Genomic DNA, 21056 nt, shown 5'->3' with positions numbered 1-21056 from the left:
TGGTCGGCGGCATCCAACCGAACTTTTCCTGAGGAGCACACGCATGGGCGCACACGACGCCGTCATCGAGATCCCGCGCGGCAGCCGCGTGAAGTACGAGGTCGACCACGAGACCGGACGAGTGCACCTCGACCGCGTGCTCTACACGACCTTCGGGTACCCCGCCGACTACGGCTACTTCGACAACACCCTCGGCGAGGACGGCGACCCGCTCGACGTGCTCGTGCTTCTCGACCACGCCATCTACCCCGGCGTCGTCGTCGAGGTGCGCCCGGTCGCGGTGCTCAAGATGAGCGACGAGGCCGGCGGAGACGACAAGCTCGTCGCCGTGCTGTCGAAGGACCCTCGCTGGGCGCACATCCAGGACATCGGCGATGTGGCCGAGTACACCAAGAAGGAGATCGAGCACTTCTTCGAGCACTACAAGGACCTCGAGCCCAACAAGTGGGTCAAGGTCGACGCGTGGGGCGACGCCGCAGAGGCGCAGCGCATCCTCGACGAGGCGATCGTCCGTTTCGGCGAGCAGGGTCACTGACCCCTCACATCGACGAAGAAGACCCCCGGCCGCTGTGCGGATCCGGGGGTCTTCTTCGTTGCCGATGCGGGTGTCAGACAGAGACGCCGCGATCTGCGAGGAAGGTGATCGGGTTGGTGTACGCGCCGTTGATGTACACCTCGAAATGCAGGTGGCAGCCGACGGATGCTCCGGTGTTGCCTGCGTATGCGATGACCTGACCGGAGTTCACCCATGCACCGCTGCGGACCGCGAACCCGCCGTCCCTGATGTGCGCATAGCCGGAAGCGACTCCGCCACCGTGCTGGATGCGGATGTAGTTGCCGTAGTTGCCACGAGGGCCGGCGTAGTCGACGGTGCCGGACTGCGCCGCGTAGATCGCCGCACCGCAGCCGTTCGCGAGGTCGACGCCGTAGTGGTAGCCCGAGCAGGCAGCACAGGGCTTGGGTCGAGAGCCGAATCCGGCGCTCCGGTAGCCGCCGTGCGGTCGCACCCAGCCACCCGACCCGGGTGATCCTCCGACGCCACCGCCTCCGCCTCCACCGCCATTGCCTGCGGCAGCAGCAGCAGCCTCGGCCGCTTCGCGGCGCTTGCGCTCCTCCTCCGCGACGCGCACGCCTTCCTGGTAGCCGGCCACGGTCGTCGCGGTGGCGTCCTTCAGGGCGGCGAGCTGCGCCTGCATCGTCGCGAGGTTGGCCGACTGCTCGTCGAGTGCCGCCTGAGCGGCATCGGCTGCGGCCTGGGCCTCGATCATCTTCTGCTCGGCGACCTGCTGCAGGCGGTCACGCTCGGTGCGGGCGACGACGGCCTGGTCGGTCAGCGCCTGTGCAGAGTTGCGTGCGGCGACAGCGTTGTCGTGCACGGTCTGGTTGTACTGATAGACCTTGTCCATCGTGCCGAGACGAGAGAGCAGCTGGTCGGCGTTGTCTGCCGAGCCGGCGAAGAACAGTTCGAGGGCGGTGTCGTCGCCTCCGTTGCGATACAGCTGCGCGGCGAGCTGAGCGGCCTTCTTCGTCGCGTCATCGGCGACGAGCGCCTGCTCGTCCGCCTTGGACTGAAGCTCGTCGGCGACCGCGATGGCGTCGAAGTACGCCAGCTGAGCGGCGTTGTACTCCTCGCCGGCGAGGACGGCTTTAGCCTGCGCGTCGGCCACCCGCTGCTTGAGCGACTGGATGAGCCCCTCGATGCGCGTGACCTCTCCCGCTTTCGCGGACTCGTTGTTCATGGCGTTCTGCACGTCATCCCAACTGGGATACGTCGCCGCGTACGCAGCGGTCACGCCGGAGGAGACGCCGAAAGCGCTGAGCGCGACGACGCTGAGAGCGCCGAGGGTGAGCGCGTTGCGACGGGTGACGGAACGGCCCTTCCAGAACGCACGGCTCTCCGCGGGCGTCGGCGCGCAGCCGCAGTCGTCGGATGCCGCAGCAGCAGCGTCCGTCGTCGAGTCCTTGTCGTTCACGCGGCCCCTTCCGCCGGTTTCACAAATGCCACACTAACAACTTCTTTCACATCCGCACCAGGCGCGGACAGCACGAGACGGCACAGTGATTCGTGCCCATCGTCCTCCTGAACACGCCCGGGGGACAGCAGGCTCGCCCTCGATTCGCGTTTTGCTCAGATCTTCCCTTATGCTTGAGCGTCGGCAAGGAAGTCCTCCGGGACAGACTTCGGCCCCATCGTTTAGCGGCCTAGGACGCCGCCCTTTCACGGCGGTAGCACGGGTTCGAATCCCGTTGGGGTCACTCCTTCCGGTACAATTGAAAACAAGTATGGCCCTGTAGCGCAGTTGGTTAGCGTGCCGCCCTGTCACGGCGGAGGTCGCGGGTTCAAGTCCCGTCAGGGTCGCTCTAAGCGACGGGCCTTTCTCTTCGAGAAAGGCCTTTCGTCTAGATGCGGCAGGTTTCGCCAGTCGCATGGCTCTGTAGCTCAGTTGGTAGAGCGCACGACTGAAAATCGTGAGGTCACGGGATCGACGCCCGTCGGAGCCACACGGATGATCGTTACAATCACCCTAGAAACCCCCGCCTAGCTTCTAACATGGCGGGGGTTTTGCTTTGCCCGGGTGAAGGACTTGACCACATTTTGGCCACACCTTCACTCGCTGCCTCATCGAGACGACCAGCCACGTGGTCAAGATCGTCGTCGAACAGGTCTGCATACACATCCAAGGTCATCGCGGCCGATGCGTGACCGAGCATCCGCTGCACAGCCTTGACGTTCGCCCCCGCGGAGATCGCGAGTGACGCGGCCGTGTGGCGCAGATCATGCACTGTCACTGTAGGAAAGCCCGCATCATGCTCCTGGAGACGCCTGAGCGCCGGGAGGAACACCCGCTTGCGGAAGTTGCCGTTGCGCATCTCCAGACCTCGACTAGAGACGAAGAGAGACTCCTGGGGTTGCTTTCCTGCCGCTCTGGCGCGCAGCGGAGGCTCCAGGAACGCAGGGAAGGGCACAGATCGGCGCTCGTGCGTCTTCGGTGTTCCGCGCACCAGTGTTCCGCGCACGTCAGTTAGAGCTTCCTTCACGTCGACGCGCCTACGGGAAAAGTCGATCGACGAGACCTTTAGCGCGGCCATCTCTCCCCACCGGAGCCCGGTGTAGGCGAGGAAGGCAATGAGATCCGCGTGTCCATCGCACTCCCGTGCGAGAGACGCCACCTGTTCATGGGAAAGGTACCCACGATCGGTCGCGCGCTTCCGCGGCATCTGCACGCCATCGGTGGGGTCGCGATTTATCCGACCATCCCTCACGGAGTACTTCATGAGGGCCGCGAGAACGAAGTAGATCTGGCGCACAGTCGACGGAGCCAGGCCCTCCGTCAGAGTCGTGATCCACGCCTGTACCTCGCCGTGGCCGATCTCGACGAGCCGCCGGCTCCCCCACGTTGGCAGGATATGGCGATCGAGCGTGTACCTATACCCCGAGAGCGTGCTTGGCTTGATCTGCACTTGGCCGGCGATCCACTCCACGGCGACGTCGGCGACACTCACCTTCGAGCGGGACGGATCGAGCCACTCCCCGCGCATCTTCGACACCTCGACCGTTGCGAGGTAGTTGTCCGCCTCGCGCTTCGTGCTGAAGCCACGCTTCGTCGTCTGCGTCCGGTCAGGACGCCGATACCTCACCCGATATCGCCGACCCCGCGCTGTCTCGTACGACTCAACAGACCCCATAACGACCTCCCCGTCAATCGGACCATAGACCGCAGACACTCGCTTGCCCATAACAATTCACCGCTACAGCCGCTACCCGCCACACCAGCGAGATTCCGCGCGAGGATCTCGACCGGCGTCCGCTACAGCGCGGCTACGGACGCCACACCACCGAGGGCAAGCGACGGGGACCATCGCGCGGCAGGTTCTCCTTTCACAGCACGAGCTTCAGTTGGACTATTGGGGTGGCGCGTCTTGTTGATGCTCCTTGCCCCGTCCTTCATGAGAACGGTGCTTCTAGCGGATGACTGGTTCTCGATCGTTCTGACCGGTTTCCGAGCGTGTTTCCGCACACCGATATGGTTGGCGGGGACCAGGCTTTCCTGCTTCGGCCAGACGGGAGCCTCGATGGTGACGCCGGGTAGTGCGCTGATTGGTTACGCGATTTTGCGGGCGAATTACAACAGCCAGGCGCCGAACTATCTGGATAACTTCGCGCCATTCGTGCTCTCCGCGATCTCGACTGCACCGAACGCGATCGTGGAGCGTCACACGATCGCTAGTTCTATTCGCGAAGTCTTCGGAGTAGACATTCCAGCGCTGGTGGTACCGCGGCTCTTGAGGCGCACCACGCGAGAAGGCCTGACTGAGCCTGTCGGCACTGACTCGGTGAGTCTCACTGCTAAGGGTGAGCAGGGGCTTCCGGACCTTACAACCGCGTTGGTCGAGTACCGACGCAGACAGACGGAGCTTGTCCACGAATTTGCGTCATTCATCGGATCGCAGTTTCCTGAACATGACGAGCTCACGACAGGAGATCTAGCAGCCAACCTCGCCGAGTTCTTTGATCGGCAGGCAGTTCCTGTTCTGAGTCAGAGTCTGGGGAACGCATCCATCAGTGATCCAACGAAGTCTGGGATTCAGTATGTCGTCGCCGCGTTTGTCGCGCATCTGGCTGTACGCGATCAAGCCCGCTTCGCGTACGTTGTGGAGGCTGCAAAAGGCGCGATGCTGGCATCTGTGCTGGACCTCGATACCTCCGGCATGAACGACTCCTTGAGCGAACTCACGATCGTGCTCGATACTCCAGTAGTCATGGATGCGCTCGGCTATCACGGCCCGATGCCTAGCTCGGCGATGATGCACGTCCTTGATATGGCGCGAGTGCAGGGTGCCCGAGTTGTCATGTTTGACCACTCGGTATCGGAGATGGACGGGATTCTCGAAGCTATCGAGGGACATCTTCGGCGGGGAGGACTCTCGCGAGCCACGTCGATGGGCTACCTCCACTTCGCGGAGACCGCCGCATCACCAGCGGACCTCGCGGTGATCCGCGAGCACCTCACCGATCGGCTATCAGAAGCCGGTATATCAGTCGTGGATCGTCCAGATGACTATGGCAAGTACGGCCTTGACGAGCAGAAGCTGGACGAGAAGATCCACAGTCGTGTGCATTATCTCCAAGACGCGGCGCGGGTCAATGACGTGCGTTCGCTGTCCGCAGTGCATCGGCTCCGGCGGGGTGTGCGCACCAAGGCCCTCGATCGTTGCGGTGCGATCATGATGACATCGAACATCAATCTGGTGCGCGGGGCGGTGGACTTCCGCGATGAAAGTTCGTTCCCGCTCGCAGCGACTGCCGAAGCCGTCGCCAGTTTGCTTTGGGCTCGCAGTCCAGTGTTGGCACCTGATGTGCCCCGCGAAATGGTCCTTGCAAGCGCGTATGTCGGCATGCAACCCTCTCCAACGCTGTGGGCGAAGTATGTGGCGGAGGTCGAGTCACTTGAGAAGAGCGGCCGGGTCAGCACAGACGACGCAGTCATTTTGCGATCGACTCGTGTCGGCCGCGACGCCCTCATGGCTGAGTCGCTTGGCGAGACTGATGCGGTCGTCGCGGAGTTGCCTATCGCAGTTCTTGAGAGAGTCCGCGGCGCGATATCAGACCCCCTGTTGACCGAGGTTGAGGAGTTGGAATCGAAACTTGCCGAATCCGACGCCGTCGCAACCCATGCGACTGTGGACTGGCTGAAACAGGTTGACGCTCGTGAGCTTGCTGAAAAAGCCGCCGCGGCAAAGACAGTGGAATCGGACGATCTACAGGCACGGTTGCTTGCGGTCGAAGAGGCGGAAATACAAAAGAGGAAGCGCATTGAAAGTCTTGCTCGGCTGATCGCGCATCGGAGGGTTCGTGGCGTCGCGTGGAGTGTCCGGGGCGTCGCTCTGGTGTTGGCCGTGGTGGCGGGGTGCGTCCTCTTGACCAGCAAGGATCCGTCAACGGGTTTACCCGCAGTCTTGGTCGGCATCGTCGGTATCGCCAGCTTCGCGATTCCATTTATGCCACGCATGGACGACCTTCTTTCTCGACTCGAGGCTCGACTAGCGCGGCGCGGAGAACGACGGTTGCTTGTGAACGCGGGATACGACCCGACTACCACGATCGATGCGCTAAGCCGGTAGGTAGTCATGACGAACCACCCGGGTGCCTTGCGTGCCTAACTCTAGAGCTCTGGTCGAAGCCTCGGCGGCGATCTCGGCCACAGGCGGGCATCGAAGGAGAGTAGAGATGTCTCCCAGATTCAGGTCGATGCCGCCACCCGTCGCAGGCCAGCTGCGAGTGAGAGATACACGGCTCATGAGCTGAACGACCGTGTCCGGGTCGGTCGGGAACAAGAACCGTGTCCTTCGATTCAAGCCCGCCGTTCTCGCAGGGAGTCCCACATCCACCCGGCAACTCCCCGCCATGGAGAATAAGAACAGGCGACACGTCATCAGGGCCGCGGAGAGTAACTCTTACGCCAATCGCCTGCCGGAAACGATCGTTTGCGGCAGCAGCAGTTAGTCGGCGCTTGAGGCGTGCCGCTATGGTGGCTCATCCCAATCGGGGGTGTAGGAGTTGGGGTCTGAAGCCGCCGGTCTCGAGCAGGCTTCGGGCGATGTAGTTGGTCAGGTTGCGGAACCCGAGTGCGGAGCCGCGCAGGTGTTCGAGCCGTCCGTTGAGTGCCTCGGTCGGCCCGTTGCTGGTGCCGGGTCGTTCGAAGTAGGCGAGCACGTCGGTGGCTCGCTTCTTCAGGGTCCGGCCCAGGGTGGCGAGCTCGGTGAGCACCTTGGGGACGCCGGCGCTGAGGTCGGTGATCAGCTTCTCCATGAGCTCGCGGCCACGTTGCCGGTCCTCGTGGCGATAGGCGGCGATCATCCGCTGGTAGACACCCCAGGTCGCCTCGACCTCGACGTGAGCGTCATCAACGAACAGCGCGCGTAGCCTGTCGCTCTGCTTGTCGGTGAGCAGGTCCGAGCCGGTGTGCAGCGTGCGCCGCGACTTGTAGAGCGGATCGTCCCTGAACCCACGGTGCCCGTGGATCGCGAGTTGGACCCGGCGCCGGCACCTGTCGAGGGCGTCACCGGCCACGCGCACGACGTGGAAGGGATCCATCACCGTGACCGCGTCCGGGATCTCCTCCGCAGCGGCGGTCTTGAACCCGGTGAAGCCGTCCATCGCGACCACCTCGACCGCGTCACGGAAGGCGTCGTCGCGGTCGGCGAGCCAGGTCTTGAACGCCGCCTTCGACCGGCCCTCGACCATGTCCAGCAGCCTTGCTGGGCCGGCGCCATCGCGGACCGGGGTGAGGTCGATGATCACGGTGACGTACTTGTCGCCACGCCTGGTGTGGCGCCAGACGTGCTCATCGACGCCAATCGCCTTCACGCCCTCGAACCGCGTGGGTCGTTGATTAGCAGCCGCTTGCCTTCGGCCAGGACCGCGTTGTTGGCGGTGTCCCACGCGACCCCGAGTCCCTCGGCGACACGGGCGACGGTGAGGTGTGCGACCACGATCCCTTCCAGCGCCCACCGCAGCCCGGTGCGCGAGAGCTTCGCGCGTGGCTCCGCCGCGGCGCTGGTGTCTTGGCGCCACACGTGTCCGCAGTCTGCACAGCGGTAGCGGCGCACTACAACTTCCAGCACGGTCGGTCGCCAGCCCAGCGGCTCGTGGGCCAACCGCCGGATCACGGTGTCACGAGCGGCGCCTTCGCTGCCGCACCGTCGGCACCACTGATCTGGTTCCACCACGCGGCACGCGAGGACCGCACGATCCGGTTCAAGTCGTTGCCCGATCACGCTCAGACCGAGGCCGTCGAGTCGAGCGAAGGCGGTCAGGTCAGGGCGGCCGAAGCCGGGCGGCGGGGTAGCGTCGGGCACGTCGAGGTCTTTCCGATGGATGGCGTAGGAACCTCCATCGTCGGGAGACCTCGACGTCTATCTGCGGACCGACTCGGCGGGGCGCGATCGTCTCGTGCGTTGGCGGACTACGGGAGCTTGGACGCGAGGACGTCGGCCGCCAGGATCTCGGGTGCTGCGCGGAGGAGGTGCTGGTTGGCCATCAGGGCTGCGACGATGGCGCCGTTGGCGTGGGCGTCGCGAGCGGCTTCATCGGGGAATGCATCGAAGATCCAGAAGGTGTCGGCGTGGGTCCTGACCGCGAACCAGACAATCGTTCCTACTTCTTCGTTGGCGAGTGCGACAGCGCCGGCGAGCAGATCGGCGACCGCGTCGTGCTGGCCATCGGCCGCGACGATCTTGGCGACGAAGGCATACGGAAGTGATGCGGGTGTGGACATGAGGGACTCTCCTTGACGTCGGGGTTCTTCGTGGGACGAGTTCAGCGTATGACGAGCGAGGGCCGGTGGGGAGTGGCGTATACGGCAGTATTGCTATTGTTTACGTCATGCGCATCGGACTGATCGCGATCGACGGCTGCTTCGGTTCGGCTATCGCGTCGATCATCGACATCGTACGGGTGGCCGAGGGAGCCCGCGGCGATGTCGACCCGCGGATCGACCCGATCGAACTCGCCATCCTCGGACCGAAACGGCGAGTGACCACGACGGCATCGATGACCCTGTCGGTGGACCACCCGCTGCCGGAGTCCGGAGAGTTCGACGTGGTCGTCGTCCCTGCGCTTGGAACCCTCACGGCCGCCGCGACCCACGACGCCCTCCAGAGTCGAGATGCTCGTTCGGTCATCGCCTCACTCGGGCGCCTCGACGACGCGACCACCCGGATCGCCGCGGCGTGCACCGGCGTGTTCGCCGTCGCCGAGACAGGACGGATGCATCATCGGCGGGCGACGACCAGCTGGTTCCTGGGGCCGGAGTTCCGGAAGCGCTATCCGACCGTCGCCCTCGATCTCGACACCATGGTCGTGGTCGACGGGAACCTCGTCACCGCCGGCGCCGCCTTCGCCCACATCGACCTCGCGCTCTCACTCGTGCGATCGATCAGCCCCGACCTGGCCCAACATGTCGCCAAGCTCCTCATCATCGACGAGCGCCCGTCGCAGGCGGCTTTCGTCGCCTACGAACATCTCCGGCACGAGGACCCGATCGTCGTCGAGTTCGAACGCTTCGTGCGCGCCCGCCTGGACGAACCGTTCAACGTCGCCTTCGTCGCGCAGTCGCTCGGCACCAGCCGGCGCACCCTCGAACGACGAGTCCGTGCGGCGCTCAACCTCACTCCGCTCGGCTTCGTCCAACGGCTTCGCACCGAACGAGCTCGACACCTCTCAGCAACCACGGACCTCACCTCCGCCGAGATCGCGCTACGGGTCGGCTACGCAAACGCCGAGACTCTGCGCTCCCTCCTGCGCAGGGAGCGACGCCGTTCCTGACCTATCGCCATGCCTGTAGCTTGTGTCCTAGCGCTCGGTTGGAACCACCTCTCAGCACGTCGCGTCGACGCTCCTGCGTCGCCCCTGGACTACCCACTCGACACGCCCGCAGCACAGCCCATGTGACGTGCCCCGGCTTCCCGGACGGTCGGGGTTGGGTGGCTGTGATGTCGCTGCGTTCTCGTCGAGAGGGTCAGCAGACCCGAGCAGAGCCGATTGGGATGAGCCGCGAAGGCGGTTAGGTCAGGGCGGCCGAAGCCGGCCGGCGGGGTAGCGTCGGGCACGTCGAGGTCTTTCGGATGGATGGCGTAGGAACCTCCATCGTCGGGAGACCTCGACGTCTATCTGCGGACCGACGCGCCCGGCCGACCTACACCTTCATCTGGGAAGAGCCGCTATGGTTCGCCGAAACCTCGTATCGGCAGACAGTTTCGGCGTGTAGCGGGACAGGTGAGCGTCTTTCGCTGGAGATATCGTCCTCTCGTTTACTTGGCTATTGCCGCCAGGCCGCTGTCATCGAAGACCAAGATGTCACCGTCGTTCGTGGTCGCGAGCGCTTGCGCGGAGCCATGAGTGACGCCGGCTGGAACCCACTCGGCTTTGGATCCTGTGCTGGCCCAGATCTGTCCGCCGCGACCGACACCGACAAGCCGTTTGCCGTCAGGTGACACGGCGAGTAGATAGAGCGCAGGCGCCTCGTTCAGAGGTGTAAAAGTGGTGCCCTCATCAGTGCTGATTTGCACCCCGTCTGGGGTGGCGGCGATCAGTTGCCCTTCACTGTCGATGACGAGGCTGAACGCCAGAATTTCTCCGACCGCCGACCAGGTCTCACCGAGGTCGTCAGTGCGGAGGAGCTCCGCAGAGTCCGAGGCGATCCCGTAGAGGGTGTCGTTCTTCCCGACGGCAAGCACGTGGAAGTCTTTCTCGTCGGTGAATGAGACAGGCGTCCAAGATCTGGCGCTGTCGTCGCTCCGGATGATTCCGAGGTTGGGGGAGCCGAGTTCTGGGGCCGTGGTCGGTCCGGGATGCCCGGACGCGAGGAGAGCATCACCAACAGTGATGAGGCCCATTGCGTCGAAGTCGGTCGTCTCGATACGCGAGCCGACCTCCCCATCCGGTGTGGCCGTGTAGATCCCGTCATGGGCACCCAGGAGGTATCCGTCCTCGGAGGGGTTAGGCACGATCGCGTGGACGTGGCTGATGGACGCGGCGTGGTCGTGCCCGGTGGTGGGCTCGGCGGGTGCCGTGCAGCCGGCCAGCACAATGCTGGCCGCGATCGTTGTGGAGAGCGTGAGTGCCGCTCGGTGTCGCTGTCGAAAAGTGGGCAACGTGAGCTTCTTGAGGGTTCGCATGATGGTGTGCGCAACAGATCACGAGGTGGGGTGCGGGAGCCCCGCACCCCACCCCGGGGATCACAGAGTTGCGAGGATCTCCTTCATGGTGGCGATCTCGTCGGTTTGCGTGTCGATGATCGTCTCAGCGAGTGCGATGGCGTCGCTGTTTTGACCGTTGTCGACTTCGTCCTGCGCCATGTCGACAGCGCCCTCGTGGTGCTGGATCATCTGCTCGAGGAACAGACGGCCAGTATCGGGACCGGTGGCATCTTCGAGGGCCTGCATGTCTTCTTCGGACATCATGCCGCTGCCGTGATCCATGCCCTCCATGCTGTCCATATCCGCGCCCCAGTCTTCGAGCCACTGGTCCATTGTCTGGATCTCCGGCTCCTGAGCGACCTTGATCTCTTCCGCGAGGGCGACGACGCGCTCATCGACGCCGTCTTTGCTGAGAAGGACATCGGACATCTCGATGGCCTGTGCGTGGTGCTCCTTCATCATGCTGGCGAACATGATGTCGGCGTCGTTCGCGTCCGCTGTTTCGGCGGGTGCGGACGAGCTGCCGCCGTGGTCCATACCTTCCATGCCGTTGCCGGAACCGGTGTTTCCGGCGCAGCCCGTGAGGGCAAGAAGGGCAGTGAGGGTGAGTGCGGCGATCGCCGCGGGTCGAATCTTCATGAGTGTTCTCCAAGGGTCGGTGATGAGGCCCGGCTGCTGCCGGTGCCAGGGGTGCGTGCCCGCAGAGCGGGCTAGCGCGTTATCACGTGCGACTGATGCAGAGAACCGTGAGAGAGGGGGGTGGCGGAAGGGCGTGGGCACGGGCGGGCCAGCGCATGGTCGCGGCCGTAAGTATTGCGATCAGTGTCGCGTGCCGCCAGCCGAGCCCGATCCGCCCGAGCAGGATCGTGGCGACTAGGAGCGCGAGAACGCACGCCATCCACGTCATCGGATCCCCGCCCCCGCACGTCGCGCATCCCGCATCCGCCGTCGGTGAGTCCGGCACGGCGGCGGCTTCGGACGTGTCGTGGTGCTGGTCGGCCGCTCCGGATTGAGTGCTGACTGCGACGGTGTCGTGGTGGCCGGCAGCTGTAGCGTGCGAGTTGAAGGAGTGCATCGCCAGCAGACCGGCGATGACGCCCACGGCGACCGCGAGGACGGCCACGACGGTATGGGTGAGCGTGCGCGGTCCACGCACCTGTTGTGCGACGTTGATCAGCGACATACTCACCTCCCGTTCTCCTCAGCCTACGTCCGTCACCCTGACTGTTTCTTGCTACTTGCCCGCTACTGCGTCCGGGCGGAGATCCAGCCGGCGCAGCAGCTGCGCGTTGAGCGCGACGACGATGGTCGACAGGGACATCAGCACTGCCCCCACGGACATCGGGAGAACGAATCCGATGGGGGCGAGCACGCCGGCCGCGAGCGGGACGGAGAGCAGGTTGTAGCCGGCGGCCCACCAGAGGTTCTGCTTCATCTTCCGGTAGCTGGCCCGTGACAGTTCGATCACCGACAGCACCGACCGGGGGTCGTCGCTGGCGAGGATGACCCCCGCGGAGGCGATCGCGACATCCGTGCCCGCGCCGATGGCGATACCGACATCCGCTTGCGCGAGCGCGGGGGCGTCGTTCACACCGTCTCCGACCATTGCGACCTTGCGGCCCTCGCCCTGCAGTTCTTTCACCTTCGAGGCTTTGTCCTCCGGTCGCACCCCGGCGAAGTACCGGTCGATGCCGAGCTCGCCCGCCACGGAGGCGGCCACCGCGTCGGCGTCACCGGTGATCATGACCACCTGTACACCCCGCTCGTGGAGGGCCTCGACGGCGTGACGCGACTCCGAGCGGATCTCATCTGCCAAGCGCAGCGCGCCCGCGACCTGACCGTCGACGAGTACGTGGAGGATGATCGCACCCTCCTCACGCCACTCGTCGGCAACAGCCAGCTCCTGGGCGTGCTCCTGCTCGAGCATGTACGGCCCACCGACCTGCACGATGTGCCCGTCGACACGCGCACGGACCCCAACCGCTGGCGAGGACTCGAAGTCGGACGAGGCAGGGGCCGTGAGGTTATTCTCCTTCGCTGCGTTGACGATTGCGCGAGCGAGGGGGTGCTCGGAGTCGGCTTCCGCAGCCGCGGCCCAGGCCAGCAGCTGCTCGGAATCGGTGCCGGACACGGGGTCGATCGCGGTGACGGCGGGGGTGCCCTTGGTGAGCGTCCCGGTCTTGTCGAACAAGACGGTGTCGACGGTGCGCATGCTTTCCAGCGCAAGGCGGTCTTTGATCAGCACACCCCCACGAGCCGCCCGCTCCGTCGCGATCGACACAACGAGCGGGATCGCCAGGCCTAGAGCGTGCGGGCACGCGATCACCAGCACGGTGATCGTGCGGATCACCGCCGCGTCGGGCAGACCGACGACCGTCCAGACGATCGCGGTGATCGCGGCAGCGCCGAGCGCAAACCAGAACAACCATCCCGCCGCCTTATCCGCGAGCCGTTGCGCCCGAGACGACGAGTTCTGCGCCTCGGTCACCAGCTTCTGGATGCCCGCGAGAGCGGTGTCCTCGCCGATCGCGGTGATCTCCACCCGCACACCAGAATCGGTCGCGACGGTGCCGGCGATGACCTGGTCGCCGTCGCTGCGGCGCACGGGCCGTGACTCGCCGGTGATCATCGACTCGTCCATGCTGGCCGAGCCCTGCACGATCCGCCCGTCTGCGGGGACCCGCCCGCCCGGGCGCACCACCACCACGTCACCCACCAGCAGATCAGACGGGGCAACCGTGACGGTTGTATCGCCCTCGATCTTTTCCGCCTCGTCAGGCAGCAACGCAGCCAAGGAATCCAACGCTGAGGTCGTCTGCGCGAGGGAACGCATCTCGATCCAGTGACCGAGCAGCATGATCACGATCAGCAGGGCCAGCTCCCACCAGAAGTCCAGTTCGTGGTGCAGCAGGCCCAGGCTCGCGCCCCATGATGCGAGGAACGCGACCGTGATCGCGAGGGCGATCAGCAGCATCATGCCGGGCTTGCGGGCCCGGAGTTCGCTCACCGCACCGGTGAGGAACGGCGCCCCGCCCCACACATACATGACCGTTCCGAGAACCGGGGAGATCCAGCCGACCCACGCAGCGTCCGGCAGCGGGTATCCGAGCAGCATCGAGAACATCATCGAAAACCCGACGACCGGAACCGCAAGGACCAGCATGATCCAGAACAACCGCCGGAACTGGCCCACATGATCACCGTGCCCACCATGTCCGCCGTGCCCACCATGGCCGCCATGTTCTGGCGAAGCGTCGTGATCGTGGCTCATCGCCGCGTGGTCATGCTCCGTTGTCGGCGCCGCGCCGTGGTTCTCGTGTGCGGCGTGATGGCTGTGTTCGTCATGCTGGCTCATCGGAACTCCTTGCTCAGATGCGCCCGGTTGAGCCCGGGTGCAGACGGTTAGCGACTCAGGCCTGGCTGGTCGCGAGGGTATACCCGGCCTCTTCGACCGCAGCCCTCACAGCAGCAGGATCGACCGGTGCTGCGCTGTGGATAGTCACGCGGGAGGTGCCGCCGGCGTTCAGGTCGACGTCGACGGACTCGACACCGTCCACAGCCGCCAGTTCCTTACTGACGCTCGATACGCAATGCGAGCACGTCATCCCCGCAACCAAAACCTCTTCGGAGGATGAGGATGAGGCCGCAGCAGGTGCGGACGCCTCGGTGTTCGATGGGACGGCGCAGCACGCGCAGCCTGCGTTCGCGTCCTTTAGGCCGAGTTCAATGCGATCAGTCATCGTGTGCTCCTTCAGTAGACAGATGTGGCGGTCATGAACGGACCAGGCGGGCAATGGCTTCGTTAGCCTCGCGGACCTTCTCTGCGGCGACCTCGCCGCCCTCTGCGCTGGCCTCGGCAACGCAATGACTTAGATGATCGCTCAGCAGCGACAACGCCACCGTTTCGAGCGCTCTCGTCGCTGCAGATACCTGCGTGAGGATGTCGATGCAGTACTTGTCTTCCTCGACCATCCGTGCGATTCCTCGCACCTGACCTTCGACGCGACTCAACCGCTTAGCGAGATCTGCCTTGCCGTCGCTGTACCCGTTCATGGTTAGAAGATACCCCCTGGGGGTATCTAACTCAAGGTTGGTTGCGCGCATTCCCGCGTGACTCGGTCCTTGTAGCGGCGCGAGCCTGACGAGAACTTAGTGCGCCCACCGAAAACGATCGTTTTCGGCGTGAGACCGTTCTGTGGCCGTGAGCAGCTGCCGATAACGCTCTCCAGAAGTCCCTTACGGCAGGGGTTTTCGGCGGTGCCTCAATCGGTTGCGAGACGACGGTCACCCACGAGCCGGGGGATCAGGCGGACAAAGATCACCATGGCGACGAGCTCGACGAGTGTTTGCGTCACGACGGCGAGAGGGGCAAGGGCGAACGATGTGGGGAGCGCGAGGGCGAGCGGGAGAACCACTAGGGAGTTGCGGGTCGCGCCGGAGAATACGACGGCGCGAGTGCTGGAGACATCGAGTCGTGCCGCACGCCCCGCGAATATCCCTACCGGGATCATGACCGCCGCGAAGGCGGCATAGATCGGAACTGTGGCGAGCAGTGCAGGAAGTTGCCGGCTGACGCCGTAGACCTGGGAAGCGACGACGACGGCGAGCGTGAGCATCATCAGCGGCACCATGGCGGCTAGAGCGGTGTCTCGGAGAGTGCGGCCCCAGCGCGTGCGGGAGGCGACGTACTGGGTGAGGCCGGCCGCCATGAGCGGGAGCACGATGAGCAGGAGGAAAGCGTCGACGAAGGGCGCGAGGTCGACCGCGGCGACGAGTTCAGGGCCGACGAACAGCCAGAGGTATGCCGGCAGGAGCAGCATCTGTCCCAGCATGAGGATCGGCGCGGCCGCAAGTAGCCGTTCCTTCGCCCCTCCGGCGAGCCCCGTGAAGACGATCACATAGTCGATGCAGGGCGTCAGCAAGACGAACAGCACACCCACCAGCAGCGCCTGGTCGTGAGCGACGAACCGAGACAGGCAGAACACGATGACGGGGGCGATCACGAAGTTCACGACCAGCACCACGGACAGGAACCGCATATCGCGGAAGGCGCGTCCGATCATCGAGAAAGGGACACCGAGGAATGTCGCGTACAGCAACAGCCCGAGAACGGGGTTGATCGCGAGCTCGAGAGGGTGCGCGGCTCCTGGTGTCAACAAGCCCAGCACGACGCCCGCAGCGATCGCTGCGAGATAGAGGGCGATCTGATGACGTTCCCACCAGGCGACGAGGTTGCTCACGTTCCCAGCATGTCGACTCACCCGGTCCCGCACGAATCACCCACGCCAGGGCCGGGTTCGTGACAAGGGAAACTCAGGTGAGAATCGTCGTACGAATCTTCTCGGCCACCGCTTCCCGTAGCGGGCGCACTGCTTCGGCGTCCCAGGACTCGGGGTTGGGGAACGACCACTCCAGAACCTTTCCGCGAGGGGTGGAAGGCAGGGTGAGTCCGGGCTTCATAAGGACGATGAGGTCGGCGGCGTCCAGGTCTTCGACTGTGACGGCGCGCGGTACGCGATCGGTGATGTTCATTCCGAGTTCTGCGACAGTGTCGGCCACGGCCGGGTTCACTTCGTCGGCGGGGGAGAGGCCCGCAGACGTGGCCCGAAACCGGTCCCCGGCCAGGTGCTCTAGGAGAGCCGCGCCGAGCTGCGACCGGCCGGCGTTGTGCTGGCAGATGAAAAGGACGGTCGGAGTGGTGTCAGTCACGGGGGCTCTTTCAGGTTGGGTTTCAGCTGGCGGCGAGCCGGGGTGCGAGTTCCGCGATGCGGCGCTCCAGCTCGTCGTAGGCGGTGTCGAAGGCGTCATCGGTGCCGATCCGAACGGGGTCGGGGATCGACCAGTGCAGGTGTCCGATGGCGCCGAGTTCTTCGTGGGCGCTGTCGCACACCGTCACCACGAAATCTGAATCGGTCAGGACCGAAGTCAGAGCGCGGGGTGCCTCATCGTGCAGCGCGAGAGTGTGGCGATCGGCAGCGGCGACTGCGCCCGGATCTATCCGCCCCGTCGGGTGCGTTCCTCCCGACGTCGCGGGGATACTGCTGCGGGTCGACCACAACGCCGCGGCGAGCTGCGACCGGGCGGAGTTCGCCGTACAAACGAACACGACGCGATCTGCGCGCTCGACCCGGCCGGGTGTGAGCCCGCGGAGTGCGTTATCTGAGAGGTGAACGTAGCTGCGCCGTCTATCGGCCTCCGAGCGGGACCGCGAGACCATCCCCACCGACTCCAGCACGTTCAGATGATGGGTGACGAGGTTGGAGGGAAGGCCCAACGCCATTCCGATTTCGGTGGGCGAGAGGTCGCCCAGCGTGAGACGATCGACGATCCGCAGGCGAGATGGGTCGCTCAGCGCAGCGTGCTTCGCGGCGCGCACCTCCACCTGGTCAGTTCGTTCAGTGTTCATTGTCTCAATCTTGACTGAAGTACCCCGTTCGGGTCAAGATGAGCCGACATGAAAACACCTCACCCCGCCCTCGCACGGCCACACCTTCTGCGCCGAGCTACCGCCGAGTTCCTTGGAACTGGTCTGCTCGTCACTATCGTGGTGGGTTCCGGTATCGCCGCGCAGCGGTTGTCCCCGGATGATGTCGGCCTCCAGCTGCTGGAGAACAGCCTGACCACTGCCCTCGGTCTGACGGTGCTGATCCTGATGCTCGGGCCAGTGTCTGGCGCGCACTTCAACCCCGTGGTGACGGTCGCGGACTGGCTGCTTGGCCGCAGCGCCAGCACCGGGCTTCCGTTGCGCGACGTCGCTGCGTACGTGCTCGCGCAGATCTTCGGCGGCATCGCCGGCACCCTGCTAGCGGGGGTCATGTTCGACACCGGCCCCGGGTTCTCGTCCAACGACCGGGCCACAGGCGGGCACCTGGTCGGGGAAGTGGTCGCCACTGCAGGGCTCGTGCTGCTGATCTTCGCTCTCGCCCGCACCGGAAAGGGGTCGGTCACGGCCGCCGCGGTCGGTGCGTACATCGGCGCGGCCTACTGGTTCACCAGCTCCACATCGTTCGCGAATCCCGCCGTCACGATCGCTCGCATGTTCACCGATACGTTCGCCGGTATCGCACCGTCGTCTGTGGCGCCGTTCATCGCTGCACAGCTCGTCGGGGCTGCCATCGGCCTCGCACTGCTCCTCGCCCTCTATCCAATCGCCGCCCGCACGGCCGGCGACGTCGTGGTTCCTCAGAAACTCGAAACCCAGCCCTGAAAGGCGCCTTCATGCATCTTGTAGCGATCGGCGGAAGCGACGCCGGAATCTCCACCGCCCTCCGGGCCCGTGAACTCGACCCGTCCGTCGATGTCACAGTCGTCGTGGCCGACGCCTACCCGAACTTCTCGATCTGCGGCATCCCGTACTACTTCTCCCGGGAGGTGCAGCCCTGGCAGTCGCTCGCCCACCGCACCCACGCGGATCTCGAAGCCACCGGCATGAACCTCCGGCTTGACACCCTCGCCACCAGCATCGACGTCGACAGCCGCCGGCTCACCGTCCGCGACGCCGACGGCACGGAATCGACCATCCCGTACGACGAGCTCATGGTCGGCACGGGGGCAGCGCCGTCGACAGCCGGAATATCAGGGCTTGACCAGCTCGGCCCCGACGACGGCGTGCACCTGCTGCACTCGATGGGCGACACGTTCGCGCTCGAGAAGTACCTCGACGAGCATCAGCCCGAGACGGCGATCATCGTCGGAGCTGGCTACGTCGGCCTCGAGATGGCCGAAGCCCTCACTGTGCGCGGCCTCCAGGTCACCCAACTCCAGCGCGGCCCCGAAGTCCTCTCCACCCTCGATCCCGAACTCGGTTCCCTCGTACACGACGGACTCACCCGCCACGGCGTCGACGTCCTCACCGATACCCGCGTCGAAGCTGTCACACGCGACGCAGGACGAATCACTGTTGCAGGAACCCGAGACGGTGACCCGTTCTCCCGCACCGCTGACGTGGTGCTCGTCGTCGTCGGCGTACGGCCCAACACCAGCCTTCTCACCGCAGCCGGTGCAACCACGGGCGCGGGCGGCGCTGTGGTCGTCGACGATCGGATGCGCACCGGCCTGCCGCACGTTTGGGCGGCCGGCGACGGAGTGGTCACTCATCACCGCCTCCTCGGTGTCACGTATCTCCCGCTCGGCACGACCGCCCACAAGCAAGGCCGCGTCGCGGGCGAGAACGCGATCGGCGGCGACGCGCAGTTCGCCGGGAGCCTCGGCACGCAGGTCGTGAAGGTCTTCGACCTCGTTGCAGCTCGCACGGGCCTCCGCGACCACGAAGCAGCTGCCGCAGGCTTCGCACCACACAGTCACACCGCGATCGCGGATGACCACAAGCGGTACTACCCGGGAGCGACGCCCATCAGCATCCGCATCACCGGAGACACCCGAGATGGCCGTCTGCTCGGCGCGCAGCTCGTCGGTACCCGCGGTGCGGAGATCTCGAAGCGCGTCGACACCTATGCCACAGCGCTGCATCACGGGATGACGGTCGCGGCGATGAGTGATCTCGACCTCTCCTACACCCCTCCGCTCGGCTCCCCGTGGGACGCCGTCCAGGTCGCAACCCAGGCGTGGGAGCGCGAAACTCGGACGAGCGCTTTGGTCTAAGTCGCCCTGAGGCCGGCTCCCGCGCCGAGAGCCTAGCTAGGCAGGTGGTCCCGGCGGAGGCGCAGTGCTACCCACCAACCGCATCGTCGACAGATGAAAGCACCCCCGTCGCCTAGGGCGTGCAGTTTCTTTCGTGGCAGATGCCGGCCGCAGCACGTGCAGGCGGTATTGAGTTCAGTCGACATGAGCGTCGATCGCCTCTCGGATCTGTTCAACCGTCGGCATTCCCGCTAGCCCAGTGGGTGTGCTGTAGATACGGCAGGCCAAATCGCTGCTGCGATCCGAACCCGGGAAAAGATCGTTCCCATTCAGGGTGATCGTCGGGGAGCCTGCAAACGGGACTGCTGCGGCGTCTTCTTCGGTTCGTATGAGCCGGTAATGCAGAGTTGATTCGTCGCGCCCTGTCGCTCGGAGCGCCTCCGAAACGCGACGGCCAGCCTCAACCCAACTGGGGCAATCAGCGATGTGTAGCAGCTCGATCTTCATGGTTCCAGGATCCTCTTTTTCGATGTTCAATCTCGGTAGGTAGGTGCCCCTGCTGGAAACGATGAGCATGTGTCTCCGTTCACAGGTGCCCGGCGGCTGACGAGTATGCTTTGAGCATAGGTCACTGATGACTGTATAGTCATCGTATGCTGACTATTGCCTCTCGGCTCGACGTGATGAACCGTCTCGGTCGGGCCATGGCTGATCCCACCCGTTCCCGCATCTTGATGTCGCTGCTCGATGCACCGAGCTACCCGGTGGTCTTGTCCCGGTCCCTTGAGCTGTCCCGGTCGAATGTCTCGAATCACCTGACATGCCTCCGTGATTGCGGCATCGTAGTCGCGGAGCCCGAGGGGCGGCAGACGCGCTACGAGATCGCAGACCCGCACCTTGCAGCGGCTCTGAAGGCACTGGTCGACGTAACGCTGGCCGTGGATGAGAACGCACCATGCGTTGATGCCTCTTGCGCCGTTCCCGGATGCTGCGCTGTCGGAGCAGACGCATGAGCGCGCCGATGACGGCAGCACGGCGATCGACACTGCACCGTCGGGTGCGCTTCATCGTCGGGTTCACGATCTCGTACAACGTCATTGAGGCGATCGTCGCGATCTGGGCGGGAACCCTGGCATCGTCAGCCGCGCTGATCGGCTTCGGACTCGACTCGGTTGTCGAGGTGCTATCCGCCGCGGCGATCGCTTGGCAGTTCACCCGGAAGGACCCCGAGCGCTGGGAGAAAGTCACCGTTCGAGCGATCGGACTGGCGTTCTTTGCTCTCGCTGCTTACGTCACCGTCGACGCGGTGATGAGTCTGATTAGCCAGGAAGGCCCGGAACACAGCCCCCTCGGACTGGGCATCACCGCCCTGAGCCTGATCGTCATGCCGCTGCTGGCATGGTTCGAAGTACGCACCGGACGTGAACTCGAATCCAAGAGCGTGATGGCCGACGCGAAGCAACTGATCCTGTGCATCTATCTCTCAGGCGCAGTGTTCATCGGCCTCATCCTGAACACGCTGTTCGGCTGGTGGTGGGCCGACTCCGTCGCTGCACTCGTCGTCGCCGTTCTCGCGATCCGTGAAGGCATCGAAGCATGGCGCGGGGACGTCGAGTCTCCGTTCGAGGTACTCGAAGATCTCGACAACGACGACTGACACCAGGCTGAACCTCTGCCCGCCGCAAACGATCGATTTCGGCGGTCTTGCCACCGATTGCGATCACCTGCGCGACACGCCGGCACGTGCCCTGCCGATACCCCCTGCCGAAACCTAA

At 64.8% G+C, this 21056-nt stretch carries 20 protein-coding genes, 3 tRNA genes and 1 pseudogene; 10 read left to right on the top strand and 14 right to left on the bottom strand.

Going from position 1 to position 21056, the window contains the following annotated elements; genetic code table 11:
* The first annotated feature begins 43 nt into the window (after nucleotides 1-43).
* Nucleotides 44-535: an inorganic diphosphatase gene (locus ACZ0AA_RS16685; RefSeq protein ID WP_053098719.1), complete on the top strand. Its 492-nt coding sequence runs from the start codon at nucleotides 44-46 to the stop codon at nucleotides 533-535.
* Nucleotides 536-608: 73 nt separating this feature from the next.
* On the opposite strand, the gene ACZ0AA_RS16680 is transcribed toward ACZ0AA_RS16685, so the two are convergent.
* A complete protein-coding gene (locus ACZ0AA_RS16680; protein WP_463513611.1) occupies nucleotides 609-1973 on the bottom strand; it encodes a M23 family metallopeptidase in 1365 nt (454 codons plus the stop codon).
* A 210-nt stretch (nucleotides 1974-2183) separates the two neighbouring features.
* Here ACZ0AA_RS16680 and ACZ0AA_RS16675 point away from each other — a divergent pair.
* From ACZ0AA_RS16675 to ACZ0AA_RS16665, 3 genes are all read left to right on the top strand, one after another.
* Nucleotides 2184-2256: transfer RNA gene (locus tag ACZ0AA_RS16675), tRNA-Glu, on the top strand.
* A gap of 29 nt (nucleotides 2257-2285) precedes the next feature.
* A tRNA-Asp gene (locus tag ACZ0AA_RS16670) sits at nucleotides 2286-2359 on the top strand.
* Nucleotides 2360-2429: 70 nt separating this feature from the next.
* Nucleotides 2430-2502: transfer RNA gene (locus tag ACZ0AA_RS16665), tRNA-Phe, on the top strand.
* An 18-nt stretch (nucleotides 2503-2520) separates the two neighbouring features.
* Here ACZ0AA_RS16665 and ACZ0AA_RS16660 read toward each other — a convergent pair.
* Nucleotides 2521-3687, bottom strand: a complete 1167-nt coding sequence (locus ACZ0AA_RS16660) for a tyrosine-type recombinase/integrase (protein ID WP_463513610.1) — start codon at nucleotides 3685-3687, stop codon at nucleotides 2521-2523.
* A gap of 387 nt (nucleotides 3688-4074) precedes the next feature.
* Between ACZ0AA_RS16660 and ACZ0AA_RS16655 the strand changes: the two genes are divergently transcribed.
* Entirely contained in the window at nucleotides 4075-6123 is a 2049-nt protein-coding gene (locus ACZ0AA_RS16655; protein ID WP_463513609.1) for a hypothetical protein, read from the top strand.
* Between the two features lie 412 nt (nucleotides 6124-6535).
* Here the strand turns inward: ACZ0AA_RS16655 and ACZ0AA_RS16650 are convergent.
* Nucleotides 6536-7860: pseudogene (locus tag ACZ0AA_RS16650) on the bottom strand (ISL3-like element ISPfr2 family transposase).
* 107 nt (nucleotides 7861-7967) lie between these two features.
* A complete protein-coding gene (locus ACZ0AA_RS16645; RefSeq protein WP_463513608.1) occupies nucleotides 7968-8279 on the bottom strand; it encodes a putative quinol monooxygenase in 312 nt (103 codons plus the stop codon).
* 107 nt (nucleotides 8280-8386) lie between these two features.
* Here ACZ0AA_RS16645 and ACZ0AA_RS16640 point away from each other — a divergent pair, with 107 nt between their 5' ends.
* On the top strand, nucleotides 8387-9328 hold the full coding sequence (locus ACZ0AA_RS16640) for a GlxA family transcriptional regulator (protein WP_463513607.1): 942 nt from the start codon (nucleotides 8387-8389) through the stop codon (nucleotides 9326-9328).
* Between the two features lie 485 nt (nucleotides 9329-9813).
* On the opposite strand, the gene ACZ0AA_RS16635 is transcribed toward ACZ0AA_RS16640, so the two are convergent.
* The 9 genes from ACZ0AA_RS16635 to ACZ0AA_RS16595 form a co-directional block, all read right to left on the bottom strand.
* Nucleotides 9814-10680 carry a WD40/YVTN/BNR-like repeat-containing protein gene (locus ACZ0AA_RS16635; RefSeq protein WP_275093363.1) on the bottom strand — a complete coding sequence of 289 codons (867 nt, stop codon included), beginning with the start codon at nucleotides 10678-10680 and terminating at the stop codon, nucleotides 9814-9816.
* 60 nt (nucleotides 10681-10740) lie between these two features.
* Nucleotides 10741-11340: a DUF305 domain-containing protein gene (locus ACZ0AA_RS16630; protein ID WP_463513857.1), complete on the bottom strand. Its 600-nt coding sequence runs from the start codon at nucleotides 11338-11340 to the stop codon at nucleotides 10741-10743.
* A gap of 82 nt (nucleotides 11341-11422) precedes the next feature.
* Nucleotides 11423-11884: a DUF6153 family protein gene (locus ACZ0AA_RS16625; RefSeq protein WP_463513856.1), complete on the bottom strand. Its 462-nt coding sequence runs from the start codon at nucleotides 11882-11884 to the stop codon at nucleotides 11423-11425.
* Between the two features lie 51 nt (nucleotides 11885-11935).
* On the bottom strand, nucleotides 11936-14056 hold the full coding sequence (locus ACZ0AA_RS16620; protein ID WP_120227546.1) for a heavy metal translocating P-type ATPase: 2121 nt from the start codon (nucleotides 14054-14056) through the stop codon (nucleotides 11936-11938).
* 55 nt (nucleotides 14057-14111) lie between these two features.
* Nucleotides 14112-14441 carry a heavy-metal-associated domain-containing protein gene (locus ACZ0AA_RS16615; protein ID WP_056313443.1) on the bottom strand — a complete coding sequence of 110 codons (330 nt, stop codon included), beginning with the start codon at nucleotides 14439-14441 and terminating at the stop codon, nucleotides 14112-14114.
* Nucleotides 14442-14472: 31 nt separating this feature from the next.
* Nucleotides 14473-14754: a metal-sensitive transcriptional regulator gene (locus tag ACZ0AA_RS16610; protein ID WP_056313732.1), complete on the bottom strand. Its 282-nt coding sequence runs from the start codon at nucleotides 14752-14754 to the stop codon at nucleotides 14473-14475.
* Nucleotides 14755-14963: 209 nt separating this feature from the next.
* Entirely contained in the window at nucleotides 14964-15941 is a 978-nt protein-coding gene (locus ACZ0AA_RS16605) for an arsenic resistance protein (RefSeq protein ID WP_120227545.1), read from the bottom strand.
* 73 nt (nucleotides 15942-16014) lie between these two features.
* Nucleotides 16015-16410, bottom strand: coding sequence for an arsenate-mycothiol transferase ArsC (locus ACZ0AA_RS16600; RefSeq protein WP_120227544.1), 396 nt, complete (start codon nucleotides 16408-16410; stop codon nucleotides 16015-16017).
* A gap of 22 nt (nucleotides 16411-16432) precedes the next feature.
* On the bottom strand, nucleotides 16433-17107 hold the full coding sequence (locus ACZ0AA_RS16595) for an arsenate reductase/protein-tyrosine-phosphatase family protein (protein WP_120227543.1): 675 nt from the start codon (nucleotides 17105-17107) through the stop codon (nucleotides 16433-16435).
* A 48-nt stretch (nucleotides 17108-17155) separates the two neighbouring features.
* On the opposite strand from ACZ0AA_RS16595, the gene ACZ0AA_RS16590 reads away from it, so the two are divergent.
* Nucleotides 17156-17908, top strand: a complete 753-nt coding sequence (locus ACZ0AA_RS16590; protein ID WP_120227542.1) for an MIP/aquaporin family protein — start codon at nucleotides 17156-17158, stop codon at nucleotides 17906-17908.
* 11 nt (nucleotides 17909-17919) lie between these two features.
* Nucleotides 17920-19302 carry an FAD-dependent oxidoreductase gene (locus ACZ0AA_RS16585; protein ID WP_120227541.1) on the top strand — a complete coding sequence of 461 codons (1383 nt, stop codon included), beginning with the start codon at nucleotides 17920-17922 and terminating at the stop codon, nucleotides 19300-19302.
* A gap of 174 nt (nucleotides 19303-19476) precedes the next feature.
* Here the strand turns inward: ACZ0AA_RS16585 and ACZ0AA_RS16580 are convergent, their stop codons facing one another.
* A complete protein-coding gene (locus tag ACZ0AA_RS16580) occupies nucleotides 19477-19788 on the bottom strand; it encodes a thioredoxin family protein (RefSeq protein ID WP_120230188.1) in 312 nt (103 codons plus the stop codon).
* A gap of 146 nt (nucleotides 19789-19934) precedes the next feature.
* Here ACZ0AA_RS16580 and cmtR point away from each other — a divergent pair, with 146 nt between their 5' ends.
* Entirely contained in the window at nucleotides 19935-20294 is a 360-nt protein-coding gene (gene cmtR / locus ACZ0AA_RS16575) for a Cd(II)/Pb(II)-sensing metalloregulatory transcriptional regulator CmtR (protein WP_201468909.1), read from the top strand.
* The gene (locus ACZ0AA_RS16570) at nucleotides 20291-20938 is read left to right on the top strand and encodes a cation diffusion facilitator family transporter (RefSeq protein WP_120227539.1); all 648 of its coding nucleotides are present in this window, start codon (nucleotides 20291-20293) and stop codon (nucleotides 20936-20938) included. Before cmtR ends, ACZ0AA_RS16570 begins: the two co-directional genes overlap by 4 nt.
* Nucleotides 20939-21056: the final 118 nt, after the last annotated feature.

The organism is Microbacterium sp. AC035, from assembly GCF_979258485.1.
Note: the sequence above shows the minus strand (reverse complement) of the source record. Positions and strands in the feature narration are given on the sequence as shown.

Bases quoted from the DNA above. Each gene is read 5' to 3' on its own strand.
- ACZ0AA_RS16595 (WP_120227543.1), bottom strand. From the start codon at position 17,107: ATGAACACTGAACGAACTGACCAGGTGGAGGTGCGCGCCGCGAAGCAC.
- ACZ0AA_RS16655 (WP_463513609.1), top strand. From the start codon at position 4,075: ATGGTGACGCCGGGTAGTGCGCTGATTGGTTACGCGATTTTGCGGGCG.
- ACZ0AA_RS16620 (WP_120227546.1), bottom strand. From the start codon at position 14,056: ATGAGCCAGCATGACGAACACAGCCATCACGCCGCACACGAGAACCAC.
- ACZ0AA_RS16590 (WP_120227542.1), top strand. From the start codon at position 17,156: ATGAAAACACCTCACCCCGCCCTCGCACGGCCACACCTTCTGCGCCGA.
- ACZ0AA_RS16640 (WP_463513607.1), top strand. From the start codon at position 8,387: ATGCGCATCGGACTGATCGCGATCGACGGCTGCTTCGGTTCGGCTATC.
- ACZ0AA_RS16630 (WP_463513857.1), bottom strand. From the start codon at position 11,340: ATGAAGATTCGACCCGCGGCGATCGCCGCACTCACCCTCACTGCCCTT.
- ACZ0AA_RS16635 (WP_275093363.1), bottom strand. From the start codon at position 10,680: ATGCGAACCCTCAAGAAGCTCACGTTGCCCACTTTTCGACAGCGACAC.
- ACZ0AA_RS16585 (WP_120227541.1), top strand. From the start codon at position 17,920: ATGCATCTTGTAGCGATCGGCGGAAGCGACGCCGGAATCTCCACCGCC.
- cmtR (WP_201468909.1), top strand. From the start codon at position 19,935: ATGCTGACTATTGCCTCTCGGCTCGACGTGATGAACCGTCTCGGTCGG.
- ACZ0AA_RS16625 (WP_463513856.1), bottom strand. From the start codon at position 11,884: ATGTCGCTGATCAACGTCGCACAACAGGTGCGTGGACCGCGCACGCTC.
- ACZ0AA_RS16570 (WP_120227539.1), top strand. From the start codon at position 20,291: ATGAGCGCGCCGATGACGGCAGCACGGCGATCGACACTGCACCGTCGG.
- ACZ0AA_RS16685 (WP_053098719.1), top strand. From the start codon at position 44: ATGGGCGCACACGACGCCGTCATCGAGATCCCGCGCGGCAGCCGCGTG.
- ACZ0AA_RS16615 (WP_056313443.1), bottom strand. From the start codon at position 14,441: ATGACTGATCGCATTGAACTCGGCCTAAAGGACGCGAACGCAGGCTGC.
- ACZ0AA_RS16610 (WP_056313732.1), bottom strand. From the start codon at position 14,754: ATGAACGGGTACAGCGACGGCAAGGCAGATCTCGCTAAGCGGTTGAGT.
- ACZ0AA_RS16580 (WP_120230188.1), bottom strand. From the start codon at position 19,788: ATGAAGATCGAGCTGCTACACATCGCTGATTGCCCCAGTTGGGTTGAG.
- ACZ0AA_RS16645 (WP_463513608.1), bottom strand. From the start codon at position 8,279: ATGTCCACACCCGCATCACTTCCGTATGCCTTCGTCGCCAAGATCGTC.
- ACZ0AA_RS16660 (WP_463513610.1), bottom strand. From the start codon at position 3,687: ATGGGGTCTGTTGAGTCGTACGAGACAGCGCGGGGTCGGCGATATCGG.